Here is a 16,000-nt window from a genome sequence, read left to right as displayed (position 1 = left end):
AATGGTTCATGGCAGTCCGCCAACGTCCTTCCATCCCCTGTAAATCAAGGCTTTCAGCCGATACGGCGTTCGCCGCAGTTCGCCTTTGGCCGTTTGCATCCGTCACTTTTTGGGGCATTCTTCGGGGCATCTCCGAATGCCCTGTTTTCAGTGCCCCTAACGCGATGCCCCGCACGGTCGAGCCCCTAACCGATACCAAAATCCGTAACGCCAAGCCGCGCGAGAAGGCCTATAAGGTTTCGACGGTGGAGGCCTCTACATCGAGATAATGCCCGATGGCCGGAAGCTCTGGCGCTTCAAGTATGTACGGCATTCCGGCAGCGAGAGCCGGCTCGGCTTCGGTGTGTACCCGGGCGTGACCTTGGCGCAGGCTAGGTCGCAGCGCGAGACCGCGCGCGCCATCGTCGGGCGATCCTGGGGCCGTGAAGCAGGAAGAACGCCGCGCCGCGCGCATTGCCGTGGGGAACTCGTTCGAGGCCGTGGGGCGAGACTGGCACGCCACTCAGAAGAGTAGCTGGAACGAGGTCTACGCCGGCAAGGTGCTGGCCTCGCTGGAGAACGACGTCTTCCCGGTGCTGGGCATCACGCCTATCGCGGACATCAAGGCGTCGGCCGTCCTGGACCTTCTCAGGAAGGTGGGGGCCCGCGGCGTCCGCGATACGACGAAGCGCATCCTGCAGCGTATGCGCGCGGTGTTCCAGTACGGGATCATCTACGGCCTGTGCGACCGCAACCCGGCGGCGGACATCGATAGCGCCGCAGCGCTCAGGTCAGAGCCGGTCCAGCACCAGGCGCGCGTCTCGCATCTCGAGTTGCCGCACCTGCTGCGAGACATTGATGCATACGAGGGTGACGCCGTAACCCGCCTGGCGCTCCAGTTCATGACGCTGACGTTCGTGCGCACCACTGAGATGATCCAGGCGCGCTGGGGCGAGATCGATGAGGCCAAGGCCGAATGGCGCATCCCGGCCGAACGGATGAAGATGCGCGACCCACACATCGTGCCGCTGTCGACGCAGGCGCTGGCCGTGCTGGCGGAGCTCCGCGAAATCACTGGCCACCGCGACTTCCTGTTCTACAGCCCGCGGGGCAAAACCGGCCACATCAGCAACAACACGATGCTCTATGCGCTGTACCGGATGGGATATCACTCCCGGATGACGGGGCACGGCTTTCGTGGGGTGGCCTCGACCGCGCTCAATGAGCTAGGGTTCCGGCCAGACATGATCGAGCGCCAGTTGGGGCATGTGGAGCGCAACAAGGTCCGAGCCGCTTACAATCACGCCTAGTATTTGGCCGCGCGCCGGCAAATGATGCAGGCGTGGGCCGATCACCTCGCAGTGCTTCTAATGACGGTTTGCAGTGAGATCCATGGTGTTGGGCGCCAAACCATGTCCGTCAATGATGGATTCAATAGAAGCGGGTAGGCCACGGCAAAGGAAACGTCGTGCGGCGTACACGTAACACTAACAGCATGCTTGGCTGCTCTTCGAGATAAGATTCCCCCACTCGAGTGCTGAACTTTTTTACCAAGATTGCCCCTGATTGCTCCTCTATGAACCACGCAGTCCCTACAGAAACCAATGGCGGCATAGGCACCATCTCGATGATCACTGCGGTGCTTGGTGATCTGATCTCCGGCGAGGCCTTTCTTTTGAGAATGCAAGAAGAGCTCTCCAAGATCGATTGCCAGAACTTCGAAATGATATTCGTTTTTGATGGTAGTCTATGGTCTACCATGCCCGCCTTGCAGGGGTTCAAGCATCGGTATCCGAGTGCAACGTTTCTCTACACATCGCGCCAGCAATATCTGCCATCAGAGTTGTTTAACCTAGGGTTAAAGCGGGCGACGGGAAGATTTATGCTATTCAGTCGCCCAACGATGTCAATCAATTCTGATGTAATGAAGAGATTGATCAATTTGGCGCAGGAAGATAAGGATGGTAAGAGTATCCATTTTATTCTTTCCAACGATCGACTACAGCGGTGTGGGTTACCTCATGCCCCTAATAGCCACATCTTGCATACGCTGCTTTCGACGGCTGATATCGCCTCAGTCGCCGATTCGCTAATTCCAAGGGCCTTGCTGGAAAATGTTGGCGGCTTCGACAGCTCTCCGATACTGCAACAGTCGGCAGAGTGGGCGATGCTAACACGTCTGACAGCCAACAGCCCGATGACGGTAGAAACAGGCGATCATATACACGCTGATCACGATTTTGGGCTTTATTCCATTTACGGTCGTGTGTATCCCGCATCGGAAGACGTTCGTCAGAGGTATGTTTCTAAACAGCCATGGCTTGATGCCGTCACTCCGTCTACATCTTTTGACCAAGCATTGGTGTTGCAAGATTTGCCGACCAATGAACGAGCCTATCACCTGAGGCAAATCGATCTTTTCAGTAACAAAAATCTCGTTCAGACCACGGCATCATTCCCGCTCGCGGATTGTCCTATAAAAGTTGTCGTTACCGGTGGAGTTTGGGGATACCATCACAATCGGCTATGTTTTTTTAATTATTTAGATCATCTTGCCGGGGCTTCGGTGGCTAGCTATAAGTCTATTTTTGATCATACGGCCAAGAAATCCGACTTTTACGGAAGCGATATTGTTTTCCTGTCTCGAACCAAAGTCGAGAATATTCACAATATTCTTAAGTGGTGCGACGAGCTTAAGATCCCGACGGTCTACATGATAGATGACAACTGGTTCTCAGTTGCAAAAGACTGGCCTGAGCAATATGGTGAGGCGTTTGGCGAGCACTCAGAGTATTTCAGGAATTTTATAGCAGGTATTGTGGGTGCTGACTACGTGCTTACCTACAATAAGCATCTGATGGAAGATCTGTCGCCCTATAATAATAATATCCTTTCCCTCCCCAATAGCGTTGATCTGGATCAATTCGAAAAGACGCCACGTCCGAATTCACAATCACGATTTCTGATTGGCTATTCCGGATCCCCGCGCTATACCGACGAGCCATTTCAGGCGCTAGGAATGATTGGGCGCGAGCGCCGTGATGTCGATATTCTCTTATCCGGCACCGTATTGCCTAATCAAGCGAGCTATTTGGATGGTTGCCGGGTCATCCGTCGACCACATATGTCCTATTCCAACTATGCTCGTGAATTGAGAAAATTAGGGGTTGATTTATTAGTTGCGCCGCTAGACAGTTCCCGCACCTCCGCTTCGAAGTGCCCTAACAAATATCTAGAAATAACGGCACTCGGCGCCGTTGGTATCTATTCTGATGTGGAGCCGTATCGGTGGTTTATTAAAGACCAAGAGAATGGATTCCTCGTCAACGGTCCGGAAACCGCATTGGACTGGTACGGTTGCATAAAATCAGCATTGGATCATGCTAAGTTGTCTCGAATGTACTCCGCGGCTCGGGATGACGTTGCAAAGCACTATACCGTTCCAGTTGTTGCTAAACCGTTTATCGAAATGGTCAAGCGTGTTATCGCAGAAGGTAAAAAGAAATGCTAAATGTCGCGCTGATTTCTCATTCTCCGCATATGACCGGCGCGGAGCGAATGCTGACCAATTTGGCGATTCTCCTTAAGCAGCACGTTGACTATGAGCCGATTGTTCTGATCCCAAATCCTTCGCATGGAAAAATGACGGAGGTCCTGGCTCAGCACGGGATAATGTGGTGCGAGGTTCCATCGATGAAATGGTATATCGCTCAGCAGGCGCATGATGTTCCGGCTTATGTGAGTCAGTTGCTTCCAAGAGCGGAAGAATATGCAGAGGCTCTACGGCTCATTCAAGCCGATATTGCTATCGTTAACACTCTTACGAATCTTGAGGGTGCACTTGGGTGCTTTGAGGCAAATTTGCCCTATGTACTTTGGGCACATGGCGTGATTGACTCAAGTATGAGTGCCGGGACTCCGGCAGTACGCGCGTCATTTGACAAAGTCGCTCTTAATCTGGCATCGCATATTGTCACGTGCTCAGAGTGGACGTCAGCGTTCTTTCAAGACCTGGTTCCTCACAAACCGGTACAGACGATTCACAACTGGACCGACATGCGAGCCGACGGTGAGGTCCAGAGGCGGCCCGCTACCTTTTGCGCGCTCTCAACACTAGAACCTCACAAAGGCATCGATATATTGATCGAGGCCGCCGCCATACTCAAGGAGCAGGGTCTGCCAGTCAAGGTGGAACTCTACGCTGCGGGACACAGCGAGAAGCAACTTAGAGGGCTTACGTCTCAACTGGGCGTCGACGATGTTGTGGAGTTCCGTGGGCGCGTCTCTGATGTGCAACGCGTATATCAGAGCTGCACCGCAACGATAATGCCTTCATTTGTTGAGCCGTTCGGAATGGTTGCGATTGAATCAATGTCTGTTGGGACGCCTGTCATCGCCTCGGCTGCCGGCGGCTTAACAGAGATCATTGAGGACGGCATTAGCGGAATTTTGGTGCCCCCTGGCGATGCTGTAGCCCTCGCAGGGGCAATGCGTAAGGTTTTCGAAGACGAGGTGTTGCACAAAAAGTTGGTAAGCGGTGGAAAGCAGCGTGTTTCAACGTTCTTTGCTGCGAGTAGAGCGATTGACGATTTTTCTCAAGTGCTTGGCAAGATTTCTAAAATCACATCTCCATATCGAGATGAAGCGCGTTTTTTAATTGATTTGCTATATTTGCTGAAGAGTAAAGCTTCGAGTGGTGTCCATGCTACGACCCCGGCCCCTACAGTGTTGCTGATAGAAAATCAGATGGCATATGTGCCATTTTCTCCAATAGCGGAGCAAAAGGCGCATAGTCGAGCGGTGGCTAAGCAGAGTGAGGATTTGTCGAGCATCCCGTTTCATTGGTACAGCTTTGTTTCTCAGGCGAATGTTGGCTGGTATGGTGTGGAGTTTTCTGCAATCTACGAGCCTTTTGCGCAAGGTGCTGAGATCCTCGTGGAGGTGGTAAAGAATGGAGGCATCGCGGCGCAAGCACTAGTCACCATCGAGAGCATCCGACCCCAAACGACATGTGCCGCTCGCTGGCCTGCAAGGCTCGATATTCGGGAGAATGACAAGGTCGATATCCGATTCTCCTGCAGGAATATGATTAAGTCCCTCAGACTGTTGGAATGGAACGATGGAAACTTCGCGTACCCCGTCGGTTCGCTAATGATCGAAAACGGGTATCTGAGTGAGGCCCCACTAAGTCCCTTGCCTCGTAACGACTCTAGAAGGCTCCCCAGCCATCTTAGGATTTTGAAGAGGCTGGGGGGCGTTGTCAGAACTTCGTGAGAGAGAATACCTGCCTTAGGTCGGCGAAATAGGCTTCGTCCACGCCCGTGGGCAGGATCTCATCTAACAAGGCGTCGAATTGTAGTAGTTCCTCTTCAGATGCGCCTCGGATGCTGAGTTCAAATCTGAAATTTCCGCGTGCCTTTCGTTTGTCTTTCCAGACATGTAAATTTGCGCCGAGCTTTTCTGCTATGTCTTGAAGATCGAAGGGGCTATATAGATATTTGTCTCCGGCGCCAAATTGGGCAAGGAAATCTGCGTTCCGACGTTCTGAGCCACATCTCTGGTCTATATATATATCTAAATAATGAAGCTGATCCTTCAGTTCATTAGATATTTTTGCTTCGCGCCGAAAGACCTTGGTTAGAGTTTGAAAATAGACGTAAGCATCAAGGCAAGGCTCACAGAAAATCATGACTCCGGGGGAGTCCAACTTTCCGTAGAGGCGTGCCAGCGCATCCTCGTAGTGGAGAATATGGTGCAGAACGGAGTGGGATTGAATTACGTTGAAAGCTCCGTCCTTTACGTGAATATCGTCTTTATTTGGGTCTAGTAAGGCAGCAACGAAATTGTTCGCTTCCCATTTCTTGAAATTATCTTCAAGCCGTGATACCAGTTGCGGAAAAATATCGGTTGCTGTATAAAATTTCGGGCACACATTTCTTGCTGTTCCGTATGCAAGTTGCCCAAACCCAGCTCCGACTTCTAGAATTCTAAGGTCATCTAAATTTATTCCGGTGCTTTGGAATATTGGGAGGTGAAATTGCCTGAAATATCTGATGATCCAGTCGTTTTCGGCTTCACTTATCTGATGCTCAACATCCGGCTCCGTTTCCTGTAGATCAATGGTAGAAAGAGCCGGCTGTAGACCGGGCACCAGTGGGCGACAAGTGATTTGCTGCCAGATTTCTCCGCTCATATTGATCCTCAATTAATACTTTGCCAGTTAGTATTCTGAGTAATAACGGGCGTGTTTGATCAGGCTCGTGTCGTGCCGCCTGTTAGGCGCCAAATAAAATGCTCATAACAGAGGCTGTATCCTTCGCCAGCGTTTCCTCAACTGTGGCCGCAGATTTGCTGCTTTGGACCTGTAGCGGAGTGCCTTAGTTCGGGCGACGGGTACGGCTTAGTGTAACTTGCCCGGTGGTGCTTAGCCGACTCGTGCTCAGATTTGCGATGATTAAAGCACGTTGTGGCCGGCGGACAGTACCACTCCAAGCTATTGGATCCCGGTTTTGCCGAGACGACAAGCTGCCGGATCCCGGCAGCCGGATAATCGGCGTTACGATTCGGTGCTCATGCGGCCTCAGCATGCTGTGCAACTGACAACGCCACAGCCACCGGCCGCACCCACACTGGCGTTGCGGACAGCATGATTGCCTCGCCGGTCTCGGCCAGCAGCAGCGTGGTGCCCATCACCTCGGCAATCGCCTGAGCGGCGTCCTGCGGCACCGCGTTGCCGATGCGCTCGCGCCACGCCTGATCGCTCAGTCCGTCCAGTTCCAGGTATTCCTCCGGCTCGATCAGCGACCGGATCGCGGCCAGCTCCAGCGTGGTGAAGGTGCGATGCCAGGTGCCGTCGAGCGCGCGGATGATGGCCACCAGCTTGTCGTTCGCTGCCGGTAGCCGAGGGTCGGCGACTGACCAACGGCCGTTGTCGTGGCCAGCACTGCCGACACTGCGCCGCTCGGCTGATTCCAGCCCACCATGCCGTAATGCCCGCCAGTCAGGTAGCGATCGCCACGCTCGCGCCGCATGCCCGGGCGACGGTCAGCCACCGCGTATGTTATTCCGCGCCGATAAAGGATTTCAGGCGTTCTTATGAATCCTGTCGGCGGGACCACCGGTTCACCTGGCAACAGTTTGCCAAAGTTCTTGCTCCCACGTCATTTTGGCGATTGCGCGGCATCACCGTCCGCGGGTTGCCGCCTTTGGCCGCTGCACAGGCCGGGTTGGATTGCAAGCGGAAAATAATCCGTCCGTTACGACAACGCCATGTCGGACAAAATCCGATACCGGCCATGCTGCCGACTACTGATACTCACTCCGTCAGCTTTGGAGCAGCCATGTCGGACCGGCACATTCACGTTTTGCGAATCGAGGGGCTTCAGTGGGTGGTGGAAAGCGCCTGCGACGGCGAGGGCCGTCTCGTTTTTCCCAGCCGCGAAGCCGCCATTGCGGCCGGCACGGCGAAGGCGCAGCAAGAGCGGGTCGACCTGGTCGTCCACACGCGCGATGGCCGTATCGGCCGGCGCATTTCCTTCGGCGATGGTGGCAGGGATCCGCGCGTGATGCTCGTCAATGCGCGCTCGTCTTCGAAAACAGCTGGATCACCGCCACCCCGGCAATAATCAGCCCGATCCCGACACACGCCGCCAGGTCCGGCACCTGCCGGTACAGCACCACCGCGATCAGCGAGACCAGCACGATTCCCGCGCCGCTCCAGATGGCATAGGCGATGCCGACCGGCACCGTGCGCATCACCAGCATCAGCAGGTAAAAGGCGGCGACGTAGCCGGTGACCACCAGCACGCTGGGCAGCAGCCGGGTAAAACCCTGCGACGCTTTCAGGCTGCTGGTGGCAATGACTTCGGCGACGATGGCGAGGGCGAGCAACAGGTATCCGTTCATGGTGCAGAAAATGGCTGGCCGGCATGGGCCTGAGCCGGCATCTTAGCGTCCCGCGCATGTTGCGCCAAAGCCGCGTCCCTCCCTCGCGGTGGTTGTGCGAGACGGCAATGCGGGATTCAATGTGCCGATCAAAATGAGAACAGGCGGGCGCATGCTGGCCCGCGGCAGGACGGTTGTCCAGGCAGTCGCGGCAGTTTGCCTGACCAGGCCGGCACATGACGATGCCGGCGGCGGGCTTGGGGTAAGGGGAGCGGTATGCAACACACTGGCATCGACGGCGTGGCCGTCCCGGCGCCATCGGCGTCCGGGGACACGGGCATCGCGCCGGACGTCACTCCTTGGCAAGACACGATTGCGGCAGCGGACCAGGCGCTGGAGGAAGCCGCGCGCATCCAGCGCGGCGTGCAGCACAACCTGAAGCTGATGCAGGACGTACGCGCGCTGCGCGAAGAACTGCGCAAGGCCCATGCCGAGGCCGACCGCTACCGCGGCATGCACGCGCGGGTGGTCGTGGGCATGCGCCAGCTCGAAGAAGAACACGCAAGCGCCGTCAGCCAGCTGCATGCCGACAACGAGATGCTGCGGGTGCGGCACCGGGTCTACCGGCTGCTGGCCGAGCACTACGCGCGCGTGGCGCTGCGGCTTGACGCGGAGACCTTTGCCGGCAACCGCGACCGCGTGCTGCAGCACATCCTGTTCCAGCGCCGCAAGGGCGTGCCGCCCGAAGACATCGGCCTGTCCGACCTGGCTTTCCTGCTGCTGTAGCGCGCCGGCGCGGCCGTCAGGCCGTGCGCCGGCGCAGCACGTGGTAGGCGAGCACGCCGCCCACCACGCCCCAGAACGCCGAGCCGATGCCCGCCAGGGTCATGCCCGAGGCCGTGATCATGAAGGTCAGCAGGGCGGCTTCGCGCTCGGCCGGGACCTGCATGGCGACGGTCAGGCCGTTGGCGATCGAGCCCATCAGCGCGAACGCGGTCACGCCCACCACCAGCGCCTGCGGGAAGGCGGCGAACAGCGCGGCGATGCTGGCGGCCAGCGTGCCCGCGACCAGGTAGCCGACGCCGCAGACCACCGCCGCGGTATAGCGGCGGTGGCGGTCGGGATCGGCCTGCGGGCCGGTGCAGATCGCCGCGGTGATGGCCGCCAGGTTGATGCCGTGCGAGCCGAACGGCGCCAGCGCGGCCGAGGCCAGCCCGGTGACGGTGATCAGCCGCGAGGCCGGCACGTGGTAGCCATCGGCCTGCAGTACCGCCAGCCCGGGAATGTTCTGCGACGCCAGCGCGACGATGAACAAGGGGATGGCCAGGCTGATAAAGGCCGGCATCGAGAACGCCGGCGTGGTCCACACCGGCACCGCCAGCTCCAGCCGCACGCCCGAGAAGTCGAGCCGCCCCAATGCTCCTGCCACCACCACGCCGGCCAGCAGCACCCCCGGTACCGCATAGGCCGGCCACAGCCGCCGCCCCAGCAGGAAGGCGGCGAACATCGCCAGCAGCAGCACGGTCTGGTGCTGCGCCTGCACGAACACGTCCACGCTGATGCGGAACAGGATGCCGGCCAGCAGCGCCGAGGCAATGCTGGCCGGCAGGGCGCGCATCAGCTTGTCGAACCAGCCGGTCATGCCGGCCGCCGTCATCAGCAGCGCGGCCAGCAGGAAGGCGCCGATCGCTTCGGCGTAGGGCACGCCGGGCAGGCTGGCGATCAGCAGCGCCGCGCCCGGCGTGGACCATGCCACCACGACCGGCACGCGCAATGCCAGCGACAGGCCGATGGTGGTGATGCCCATGCCGATCGACAGCGCCCAGATCCACGACGAGATCTGCGCGTCGCTCAGGTGGGCCGCGTGTCCCGCCTGGATCATCAGCACCAGCGAACTGGTGTAGCCGGTCAGCGTGGCGACCAGCCCGGCGACGAGCGCCGACACGGACAGGTCGGAAAATTTCAGGGCAGCGGTGGTCATGGGACGGGCGGCAGGCACTTGGGTACGGCCGCCATCTTCGCATGAGTGCCTGGTCCGTACCAATTTGGCCGGCTAGGCCCGGGCGGGGCGCGGGCGGCGCCGTTGACGGGGCTTTCCCTTACGGACTTGTCCGACTGGAGCGGGCCGTGGGCCGTTGTTATGCTGGTTTCGTGCCTTGCGAGCAGGGCACCGAGGAGAGACTCTTGGGCCCGCAGTGCGCGGGCCCTTCTTTTTTGCCCCGCCGGCTCGCGCTGCCGGTCGTCTACAATGCGGGCTGCCGCCGGGCGCGCCCGCGCCGCCGGCCCGTCCCTTCTTCCCTCGCTGTCTCGTCTTCCTTCCCATGGCCCTGTTTTCCATTACCGACGCCCAGCTTGCCTTCGGGCACGTGGCCCTGCTCGACCACACCGACTTTTCGCTGGAGGCCGGCGAGCGCGTGGGGCTGATCGGTCGCAACGGTTCGGGCAAGTCGTCGCTGCTGAAGATCGTGGCCGGGCTGGCGGCGCCGGATGACGGGCTGATTGCCCGCCAGAGCGGCGTGACCAGCGCCTACGTGCCGCAGGAGCCGCAGTTCGCGCCCGGCATCACCGTGTTCGACGCGGTGTCGCAGGGCATGGGCGACGCGCACGACCTGCTGGTCCGCTACGAGGCCGCCGCCGATCGCGTCGCCGAGCACCACGACGACGAAGCGGCGCTGGCCGAGCTGCATCGGCTGCAGTCCGAACTCGACGCGGCCGACGCGTGGCAGCTGCGCACCCGCGTGGAAACCACGCTGGCGCGTCTGGGGCTGGATTCGCACACACGCGTCGACGCGCTCTCCGGCGGCCTGCAGAAGCGCGTCGCGCTGGCGCAGGCGCTGGTGGCCGAGCCGGACATCCTGCTGCTCGACGAGCCCACCAACCACCTCGACGTCGAGGCGATCCGCTGGCTCGAAGACCTGCTGCTGCAATTCCGCGGCAGCGTGCTGCTGATCACCCACGACCGCGCCTTCCTCGATCGCGTCGCCACGCGCATCGTCGAACTGGACCGCGGGCGGCTGGTGTCCTTTCCCGGCAACTTCGCCGCCTACCAGGCGCGCAAGGAAGAGATGCTGGCGGCCGAGCAGGTCGAGCAGGCAAAGTTCGACAAGCTGCTGGCGCAGGAAGAAGTGTGGATCCGCAAGGGCGTGGAAGCGCGCCGCACGCGCAGCGTGTCGCGCATCCAGCGGCTGGTGACGATGCGCAACGAGCGTGCCGCGCGCCGCGAGGTGCAGGGCAACGTGAAGCTGGAGGTGTCGCAGGCCGACCGCTCGGGCAAGATCGTGGCCGAGCTGACCGATGTCAGCAAGGCGTATGGCGACAAGGTGGTGGTACGCGACTTCACCGCCACCATCATGCGCGGCGACAAGGTCGGCCTGATCGGCCCCAACGGCGCCGGCAAGACCACGCTGCTGCGGCTGATCCTGGGCGAGCTGGCGCCGGACAGCGGCACCGTGCGCAATGGCAGCAACCTGCAGGTGGCGTACTTCGACCAGATGCGCACCGCGCTGGACCTGGAGCGCTCGCTGGCCGACACCATCAGCCCGGGCAGCGACTGGGTCGAGGTCAACGGCCAGCGCAAGCACGTGATGAGCTACCTGGGCGACTTCCTGTTCGCGCCGGAGCGCGCGCGCTCGCCGGTCAGGTCGCTGTCGGGCGGCGAGCGCAACCGGCTGCTGCTGGCGCGCCTGTTCGCGCGGCCGGCCAATGTGCTGGTGCTGGACGAGCCCACCAACGACCTCGACATCGACACGCTGGAACTGCTGGAAGAACTGCTGCAGGACTACAGCGGCACCGTGTTCCTGGTGTCGCACGACCGCGCGTTCCTGGACAACGTGGTGACCTCGACGCTGGCCGCCGAAGGCGACGGCGTCTGGCGTGAATCGGTGGGCGGGTATTCGGACTGGGTCGAGCAGTCGGCCCGCAGCGCCGCGCTGCAGGCGGCGCGCAAGCCCGCGGAGCAGAAGGCGGCGGAGCCGGCCAAGGGCAAGGATTCGCGCGAGGCGCGCGGGGCCAACCGCACCGTCAAGCTGTCGTACAAGGAGCAGCGCGAACTGGATGGGCTGCCTGAGCGCATTGCCGCGCTGGAAACCGAGCAGAAGACGATCTCGGCGCAGCTGGCGGATGGCTCGCTCTATGTCAGCGATGCCGCCAAGGCCGCGTTGCTGGGGACGCGGCATGACGAGATCGAGATGGAGTTGCTGGAGGCGCTGGAGCGGTGGGAGGTGCTGGAGGCTAAGTCGAAGGGGGAGGGGGTGTGAAGACGGCTGCGGGTGCCTGAGAGCCATCTGAGGGCCTCTCGCCCGCTGCGGGTTTGCTCCCTCTCCCGCGCGCGGGAGAGGGAGTACACAGTCAGCCAGGGTAAGACGTGTCAGGTGTGAAGCTCACCCACACCACGCCAGCACCATATTGGTCAGATCGACCACAAACGTAGGCCGCAGATACCCCACGAACCCAAGCGCCAGCACCCCGGCCAGCACCGCCAGCCCGGCCGTTTTCGCCATGCGCGCCTGGGTCGTGCGCATCACGCCGCCGCCGGTTGCGCCCGCACCAGCGCCTGCTCGCGGATCGGCAGGTTGACCAGCGCCGCCAGCACGCCCAGCCCGATCGCGATCATCCACACCGTGTTGTAGCCGCCGGTGCGGTCATACAGGTAGCCGCCCAGCCATGCGCCCAGGAAGCTGCCGATCTGGTGCGAAAAGAACACCACGCCCGACAGCATCGACAGGTATTTCACCCCGAACACCTGCGCGATGATGCCGTTGGTCAGCGGCACCGTCGACAGCCACAGGAAGCCCATCACCGCCGCGAATACCCAGGTGCTGGCCACCGTCAGCGGCAGCAGCAGGTAGGCGGCGATCACCACCGAGCGCGCCAGGTAGATGGCCGCCAGCAGGTAGCGCTTGGGCAGGCGCTGGCCCATCGCGCCCGCCGTGTACGTGCCGAACACATTGAACAGCCCGATCAGCGCCAGCGCCACCACGGCCACCTTGGGATCGGTCAGGCCCTGGTCCTTCAGGTACGGCGCCAGGTGCACGCCGATAAAGACCACCTGGAAGCCGCACACGAAATAGCCCAGCGTCAGCAGCTGGAAGTTGCGGTTGCCGAAGGCTTCATGGATGGCCTGGCCGATGGTCTGGTGCTGGCCGCCGGTGGGTGCCGCCTCGCGCGGCTCGCGCAGGGTCAGCGCCAGCGGCAGCATCACGCAGGCCATCAGCGCCATCACGTACAGCGCGTTCTGCCAGCCCAGGCCCGAGATCAGCCCCTGTTCCACCGGGATCATCAGGAACTGGCCGAACGAGCCCGCCGCGGCGGCGATGCCCATGGCCCAGACCCGCTTTTCCGGGCTGGCCACGCGGCCGATCACGCCGTAGACGATGCTGTAGGTGGTGCCGGACTGGGCGATGCCGATCATCACGCCGGCACCGGTGGCGAAGGCGGTGCCGCTGGTCGCCAGCGCCATCACCACCAGCCCGGCCACGTACAGCGCCACGCCCAGCAGCATGATGCGCAGCGCTCCGTACTTGTCGGCCAGCGCCCCGGCAAAGGGCTGGCTGGCGCCCCACATCAGGTTCTGCAGCGCCAGCGCGAAGGCGAAGGTCTCGCGGTTCCAGCCGTGCGCCTGCGTGATCGGCAGGTTGAACAGGCCGAAGCCGTGCCGGATGCCCATCGAAAGCGTGACCAGCAAGCCACCGCACACAAGCACGGTGGTCAGGGAGAGTTGTCGGTTCTGCATGTCTTGGCTCGGTGTGCGGCGGCCGCGCCGGGTGCGGCGGCGCCGACAGGATGGTCTGTGCTTGTTGTTTTACCGCGCCGGAACGGCAATCAGGCTTGCCGGGGCCGGGTGGTGGGCAGTTTACTCCGGCTCGGGAAAACGCGTACGGCGCCGCCGGCGGTGGCGGCGTCCCGGCAAAAAGTGCCGGCGGCCCGGCAAGGCGGGGTCGCCGCAGCCAGCGAGGGCACTAGCCTTTTCCGCGGGATTGGCGCCGCGCGCTTCCATTACAATGCAGTGCCCGGTGCCCCGTCGCGTGCACAGTTGTGCGCCTCGCGGCAGCCGGACCATCACTTTCGTAGCGACTCCATGGCGAGCAAAACCAGTCAGTACAGCGAATCTTCCATCCGGGTCCTGAAGGGCCTGGAGCCGGTCAAGCAGCGCCCCGGCATGTACACCCGGACCGACAACCCCCTGCATATCGTGCAGGAGGTGATCGACAACGCCTCGGACGAGGCCCTCGGCGGCCACGGCTCCGAGATCCTGGTGACCCTGCATCGCGACGGCAGCCTCAGCGTGGAAGACGACGGCCGCGGCATCCCGGTGGGGATCCACCCGGAAGAGGGCGTGCCGGTGGTCGAGATCGTGTTTACCCGGCTGCATGCCGGCGGCAAGTTCGACAAGGGCAAGGGCGGCGCCTATGCGTTTTCGGGCGGCCTGCATGGCGTCGGCGTGTCGGTGACCAATGCCTTGTCGACGCAGCTGGACGTGACCGTCTGGCGCGACGGCATGTGCTCGACGCTGACCTTCTCCGGCGGCGACGTGACCGTGCCGCTGGCGTCGCGCAAGATCGAGCGCGGCGAGAAGAAGAGCGGGACCCGCGTGCAGGTGTGGCCGGACGCCAAGTATTTCGACTCGGCCGCGATCCCGCTGGCCGAGCTGCAGCGCCTGCTGCGCAGCAAGGCGGTGCTGCTGCCGGGCGTCAAGGTCACGCTGGTGACCGAGAAGACCGGCGAGCGCCAGACCTGGCAGTACGACCAGGGCCTGAAGGGCTACCTGGTCGAGGCGCTGGCGCAGGGCAGCGCTCAGGGGCCAGATCGCGAGCTGGTGATCCCGATGTTCGAGGGCGAGCACTTTGCCGACCCCGACGCCAACCCCGGCGAGGAAGGCTTTGCCGACGGCGAAGGCGCGTCGTGGGTGGTGGCGTGGACCGAGGACGGCGCGCCGGTGCGCGAGTCCTACGTCAACCTGATCCCCACGCCGGCCGGCGGCACGCATGAGTCCGGCCTGCGCGAGGGGCTGTTCCAGGCGGTCAAGAGCTTTATCGAGATGCACGCGCTGCAGCCCAAGGGCGTCAAGCTGATGAGCGAAGACGTGTTCGCGCGCGCCTCGTTCGTGCTGTCGGCCAAGGTGCTGGACCCGCAGTTCCAGGGCCAGATCAAGGAACGCCTGAACAGCCGCGACGCGGTGCGGCTGGTGTCGACCTTCAGCCGCCCGGCGCTGGAGCTGTGGCTGAACCACCATGTCGAGTACGGCAAGAAGCTGGCCGAGCTGGTGATCCGCCAGGCCCAGGCGCGCACGCGCGCGGCGCAGAAGGTCGAGAAGAAGAAGGGCTCCGGCGTCGCCGTGCTGCCCGGCAAGCTGACCGACTGCGAATCCACCGACGTGACCCGCAACGAGCTGTTCCTGGTCGAGGGCGACTCCGCCGGCGGCTCGGCCAAGATGGGCCGCGACAAGGAATTCCAGGCCATCCTGCCGCTGCGCGGCAAGGTGCTGAACACCTGGGAGACCGAGCGCGACCGCCTCTTCGCCAACAACGAGGTGCACGACATCGCCGTGGCGATCGGCGTGGACCCGCACGGCGCCAACGACGAGCCCGACCTGTCCAACCTGCGCTACGGCAAGATCTGCATCCTGTCCGATGCCGACGTCGACGGCGCGCATATCCAGGTGCTGCTGCTGACGCTGTTCTTCCGGCACTTCCCCAAGCTGATCGAGACCGGCAACGTCTATGTGGCGCGCCCGCCGCTGTTCCGCGTCGATGCCCCGGCGCGCGGCAAGAAGCCGGCGCAGAAGCTGTACGCGCTCGACGAAGGCGAGCTGCTGGCCATCCAGGACAAGCTGCTCAAGGACGGCGTCAAGGAAAACTCGTGGCAGATCTCGCGCTTCAAGGGCCTGGGCGAAATGAGCGCCGAGCAGCTGTGGGAAACCACCATGAACCCCGACACGCGGCGCCTGCTGCCGGTGATGCTGGGCGAATACGACCTGCCGCAGACCGTCGAGATGATGAACATGCTGATGGGCAAGGGCGAGGCCGCGCAGCGCCGCAGCTGGCTGGAAGAGAAGGGCAACGAGGTCGAGGCCGATATCTGAGGCCGCGGCCACCGCGCCGGTCCGCCGCGTTTGGCGCATAATGCCGGCTCCGGCCTG

11 protein-coding genes and 2 pseudogenes are annotated in these 16,000 nt (G+C 61.7%); 7 read left to right on the top strand and 6 right to left on the bottom strand.

Features of this window, described 5'->3' with window-relative positions:
• Positions 1–164: 164 nt before the first annotated feature.
• The 3 genes and pseudogenes from CBM2594_RS11940 to CBM2594_RS11930 form a co-directional block, all read left to right on the top strand.
• Positions 165–1,286 (top strand): annotated as a pseudogene (locus CBM2594_RS11940) (tyrosine-type recombinase/integrase); the annotation flags it as partial.
• A gap of 269 nt (positions 1,287–1,555) precedes the next feature.
• Positions 1,556–3,490 carry a glycosyltransferase family 4 protein gene (locus CBM2594_RS11935; RefSeq protein ID WP_147310419.1) on the top strand — a complete coding sequence of 645 codons (1,935 nt, stop codon included), beginning with the start codon at positions 1,556–1,558 and terminating at the stop codon, positions 3,488–3,490.
• The gene (locus CBM2594_RS11930; protein ID WP_116356997.1) at positions 3,484–5,253 is read left to right on the top strand and encodes a glycosyltransferase family 4 protein; all 1,770 of its coding nucleotides are present in this window, start codon (positions 3,484–3,486) and stop codon (positions 5,251–5,253) included. Before CBM2594_RS11935 ends, CBM2594_RS11930 begins: the two co-directional genes overlap by 7 nt.
• Here CBM2594_RS11930 and CBM2594_RS11925 read toward each other — a convergent pair.
• Positions 5,240–6,172: a class I SAM-dependent methyltransferase gene (locus CBM2594_RS11925; protein WP_116356996.1), complete on the bottom strand. Its 933-nt coding sequence runs from the start codon at positions 6,170–6,172 to the stop codon at positions 5,240–5,242. The two genes, CBM2594_RS11930 and CBM2594_RS11925, sit on opposite strands and share 14 nt — an antisense overlap.
• A gap of 377 nt (positions 6,173–6,549) precedes the next feature.
• Positions 6,550–7,037: pseudogene (locus tag CBM2594_RS11920) on the bottom strand (DNA cytosine methyltransferase); the annotation flags it as partial.
• Here CBM2594_RS11920 and CBM2594_RS27065 point away from each other — a divergent pair.
• A complete protein-coding gene (locus tag CBM2594_RS27065) occupies positions 6,969–7,604 on the top strand; it encodes a DUF2188 domain-containing protein (protein ID WP_345775024.1) in 636 nt (211 codons plus the stop codon). The pseudogene CBM2594_RS11920 and the gene CBM2594_RS27065 sit on opposite strands and share 69 nt — an antisense overlap.
• On the opposite strand, the gene CBM2594_RS11910 is transcribed toward CBM2594_RS27065, so the two are convergent.
• Positions 7,552–7,884 carry a DMT family transporter gene (locus tag CBM2594_RS11910; RefSeq protein WP_012353408.1) on the bottom strand — a complete coding sequence of 111 codons (333 nt, stop codon included), beginning with the start codon at positions 7,882–7,884 and terminating at the stop codon, positions 7,552–7,554. The two genes, CBM2594_RS27065 and CBM2594_RS11910, sit on opposite strands and share 53 nt — an antisense overlap.
• A gap of 255 nt (positions 7,885–8,139) precedes the next feature.
• Here CBM2594_RS11910 and CBM2594_RS11905 point away from each other — a divergent pair, with 255 nt between their 5' ends.
• Positions 8,140–8,649 (top strand): hypothetical protein, encoded by a 510-nt coding sequence (locus tag CBM2594_RS11905; RefSeq protein ID WP_116356994.1) that lies wholly within the window; start codon positions 8,140–8,142, stop codon positions 8,647–8,649.
• Between the two features lie 16 nt (positions 8,650–8,665).
• Here CBM2594_RS11905 and CBM2594_RS11900 read toward each other — a convergent pair whose 3' ends face one another.
• Positions 8,666–9,844, bottom strand: a complete 1,179-nt coding sequence (locus CBM2594_RS11900; RefSeq protein ID WP_116356993.1) for a benzoate/H(+) symporter BenE family transporter — start codon at positions 9,842–9,844, stop codon at positions 8,666–8,668.
• Positions 9,845–10,184: 340 nt separating this feature from the next.
• Between CBM2594_RS11900 and CBM2594_RS11895 the strand changes: the two genes are divergently transcribed.
• Positions 10,185–12,119: an ATP-binding cassette domain-containing protein gene (locus CBM2594_RS11895; RefSeq protein ID WP_116356992.1), complete on the top strand. Its 1,935-nt coding sequence runs from the start codon at positions 10,185–10,187 to the stop codon at positions 12,117–12,119.
• 123 nt (positions 12,120–12,242) lie between these two features.
• Here CBM2594_RS11895 and CBM2594_RS11890 read toward each other — a convergent pair whose 3' ends face one another.
• On the bottom strand, positions 12,243–12,383 hold the full coding sequence (locus tag CBM2594_RS11890) for a hypothetical protein (RefSeq protein ID WP_198048122.1): 141 nt from the start codon (positions 12,381–12,383) through the stop codon (positions 12,243–12,245).
• Positions 12,383–13,594, bottom strand: a complete 1,212-nt coding sequence (locus CBM2594_RS11885) for an MFS transporter (RefSeq protein ID WP_116356991.1) — start codon at positions 13,592–13,594, stop codon at positions 12,383–12,385. Before CBM2594_RS11885 ends, CBM2594_RS11890 begins: the two co-directional genes overlap by 1 nt.
• A 345-nt stretch (positions 13,595–13,939) precedes the next feature.
• On the opposite strand from CBM2594_RS11885, the gene CBM2594_RS11880 reads away from it, so the two are divergent.
• Entirely contained in the window at positions 13,940–15,943 is a 2,004-nt protein-coding gene (locus CBM2594_RS11880; protein WP_116356990.1) for a DNA topoisomerase IV subunit B, read from the top strand.
• The last annotated feature ends 57 nt before the right edge of the window (positions 15,944–16,000 follow it).

The sequence above is a fragment of the Cupriavidus taiwanensis genome (genome assembly GCF_900249755.1).
GTDB lineage: Bacteria > Pseudomonadota > Gammaproteobacteria > Burkholderiales > Burkholderiaceae > Cupriavidus > Cupriavidus taiwanensis_D.
The sequence above is the reverse complement of the archived record's forward strand: the minus strand, read 5'-3'. Positions and strand labels throughout refer to the sequence as shown.

Bases quoted from the DNA above. Each gene is read 5' to 3' on its own strand.
- CBM2594_RS11895 (WP_116356992.1), top strand. From the start codon at position 10,185: ATGGCCCTGTTTTCCATTACCGACGCCCAGCTTGCCTTCGGGCACGTG.
- CBM2594_RS11890 (WP_198048122.1), bottom strand. From the start codon at position 12,383: ATGCGCACGACCCAGGCGCGCATGGCGAAAACGGCCGGGCTGGCGGTG.
- CBM2594_RS11905 (WP_116356994.1), top strand. From the start codon at position 8,140: ATGCAACACACTGGCATCGACGGCGTGGCCGTCCCGGCGCCATCGGCG.
- CBM2594_RS11910 (WP_012353408.1), bottom strand. From the start codon at position 7,884: ATGAACGGATACCTGTTGCTCGCCCTCGCCATCGTCGCCGAAGTCATT.
- CBM2594_RS27065 (WP_345775024.1), top strand. From the start codon at position 6,969: ATGCCCGCCAGTCAGGTAGCGATCGCCACGCTCGCGCCGCATGCCCGG.
- CBM2594_RS11885 (WP_116356991.1), bottom strand. From the start codon at position 13,594: ATGCAGAACCGACAACTCTCCCTGACCACCGTGCTTGTGTGCGGTGGC.
- CBM2594_RS11930 (WP_116356997.1), top strand. From the start codon at position 3,484: ATGCTAAATGTCGCGCTGATTTCTCATTCTCCGCATATGACCGGCGCG.
- CBM2594_RS11900 (WP_116356993.1), bottom strand. From the start codon at position 9,844: ATGACCACCGCTGCCCTGAAATTTTCCGACCTGTCCGTGTCGGCGCTC.
- CBM2594_RS11935 (WP_147310419.1), top strand. From the start codon at position 1,556: ATGAACCACGCAGTCCCTACAGAAACCAATGGCGGCATAGGCACCATC.
- CBM2594_RS11925 (WP_116356996.1), bottom strand. From the start codon at position 6,172: ATGAGCGGAGAAATCTGGCAGCAAATCACTTGTCGCCCACTGGTGCCC.
- CBM2594_RS11880 (WP_116356990.1), top strand. From the start codon at position 13,940: ATGGCGAGCAAAACCAGTCAGTACAGCGAATCTTCCATCCGGGTCCTG.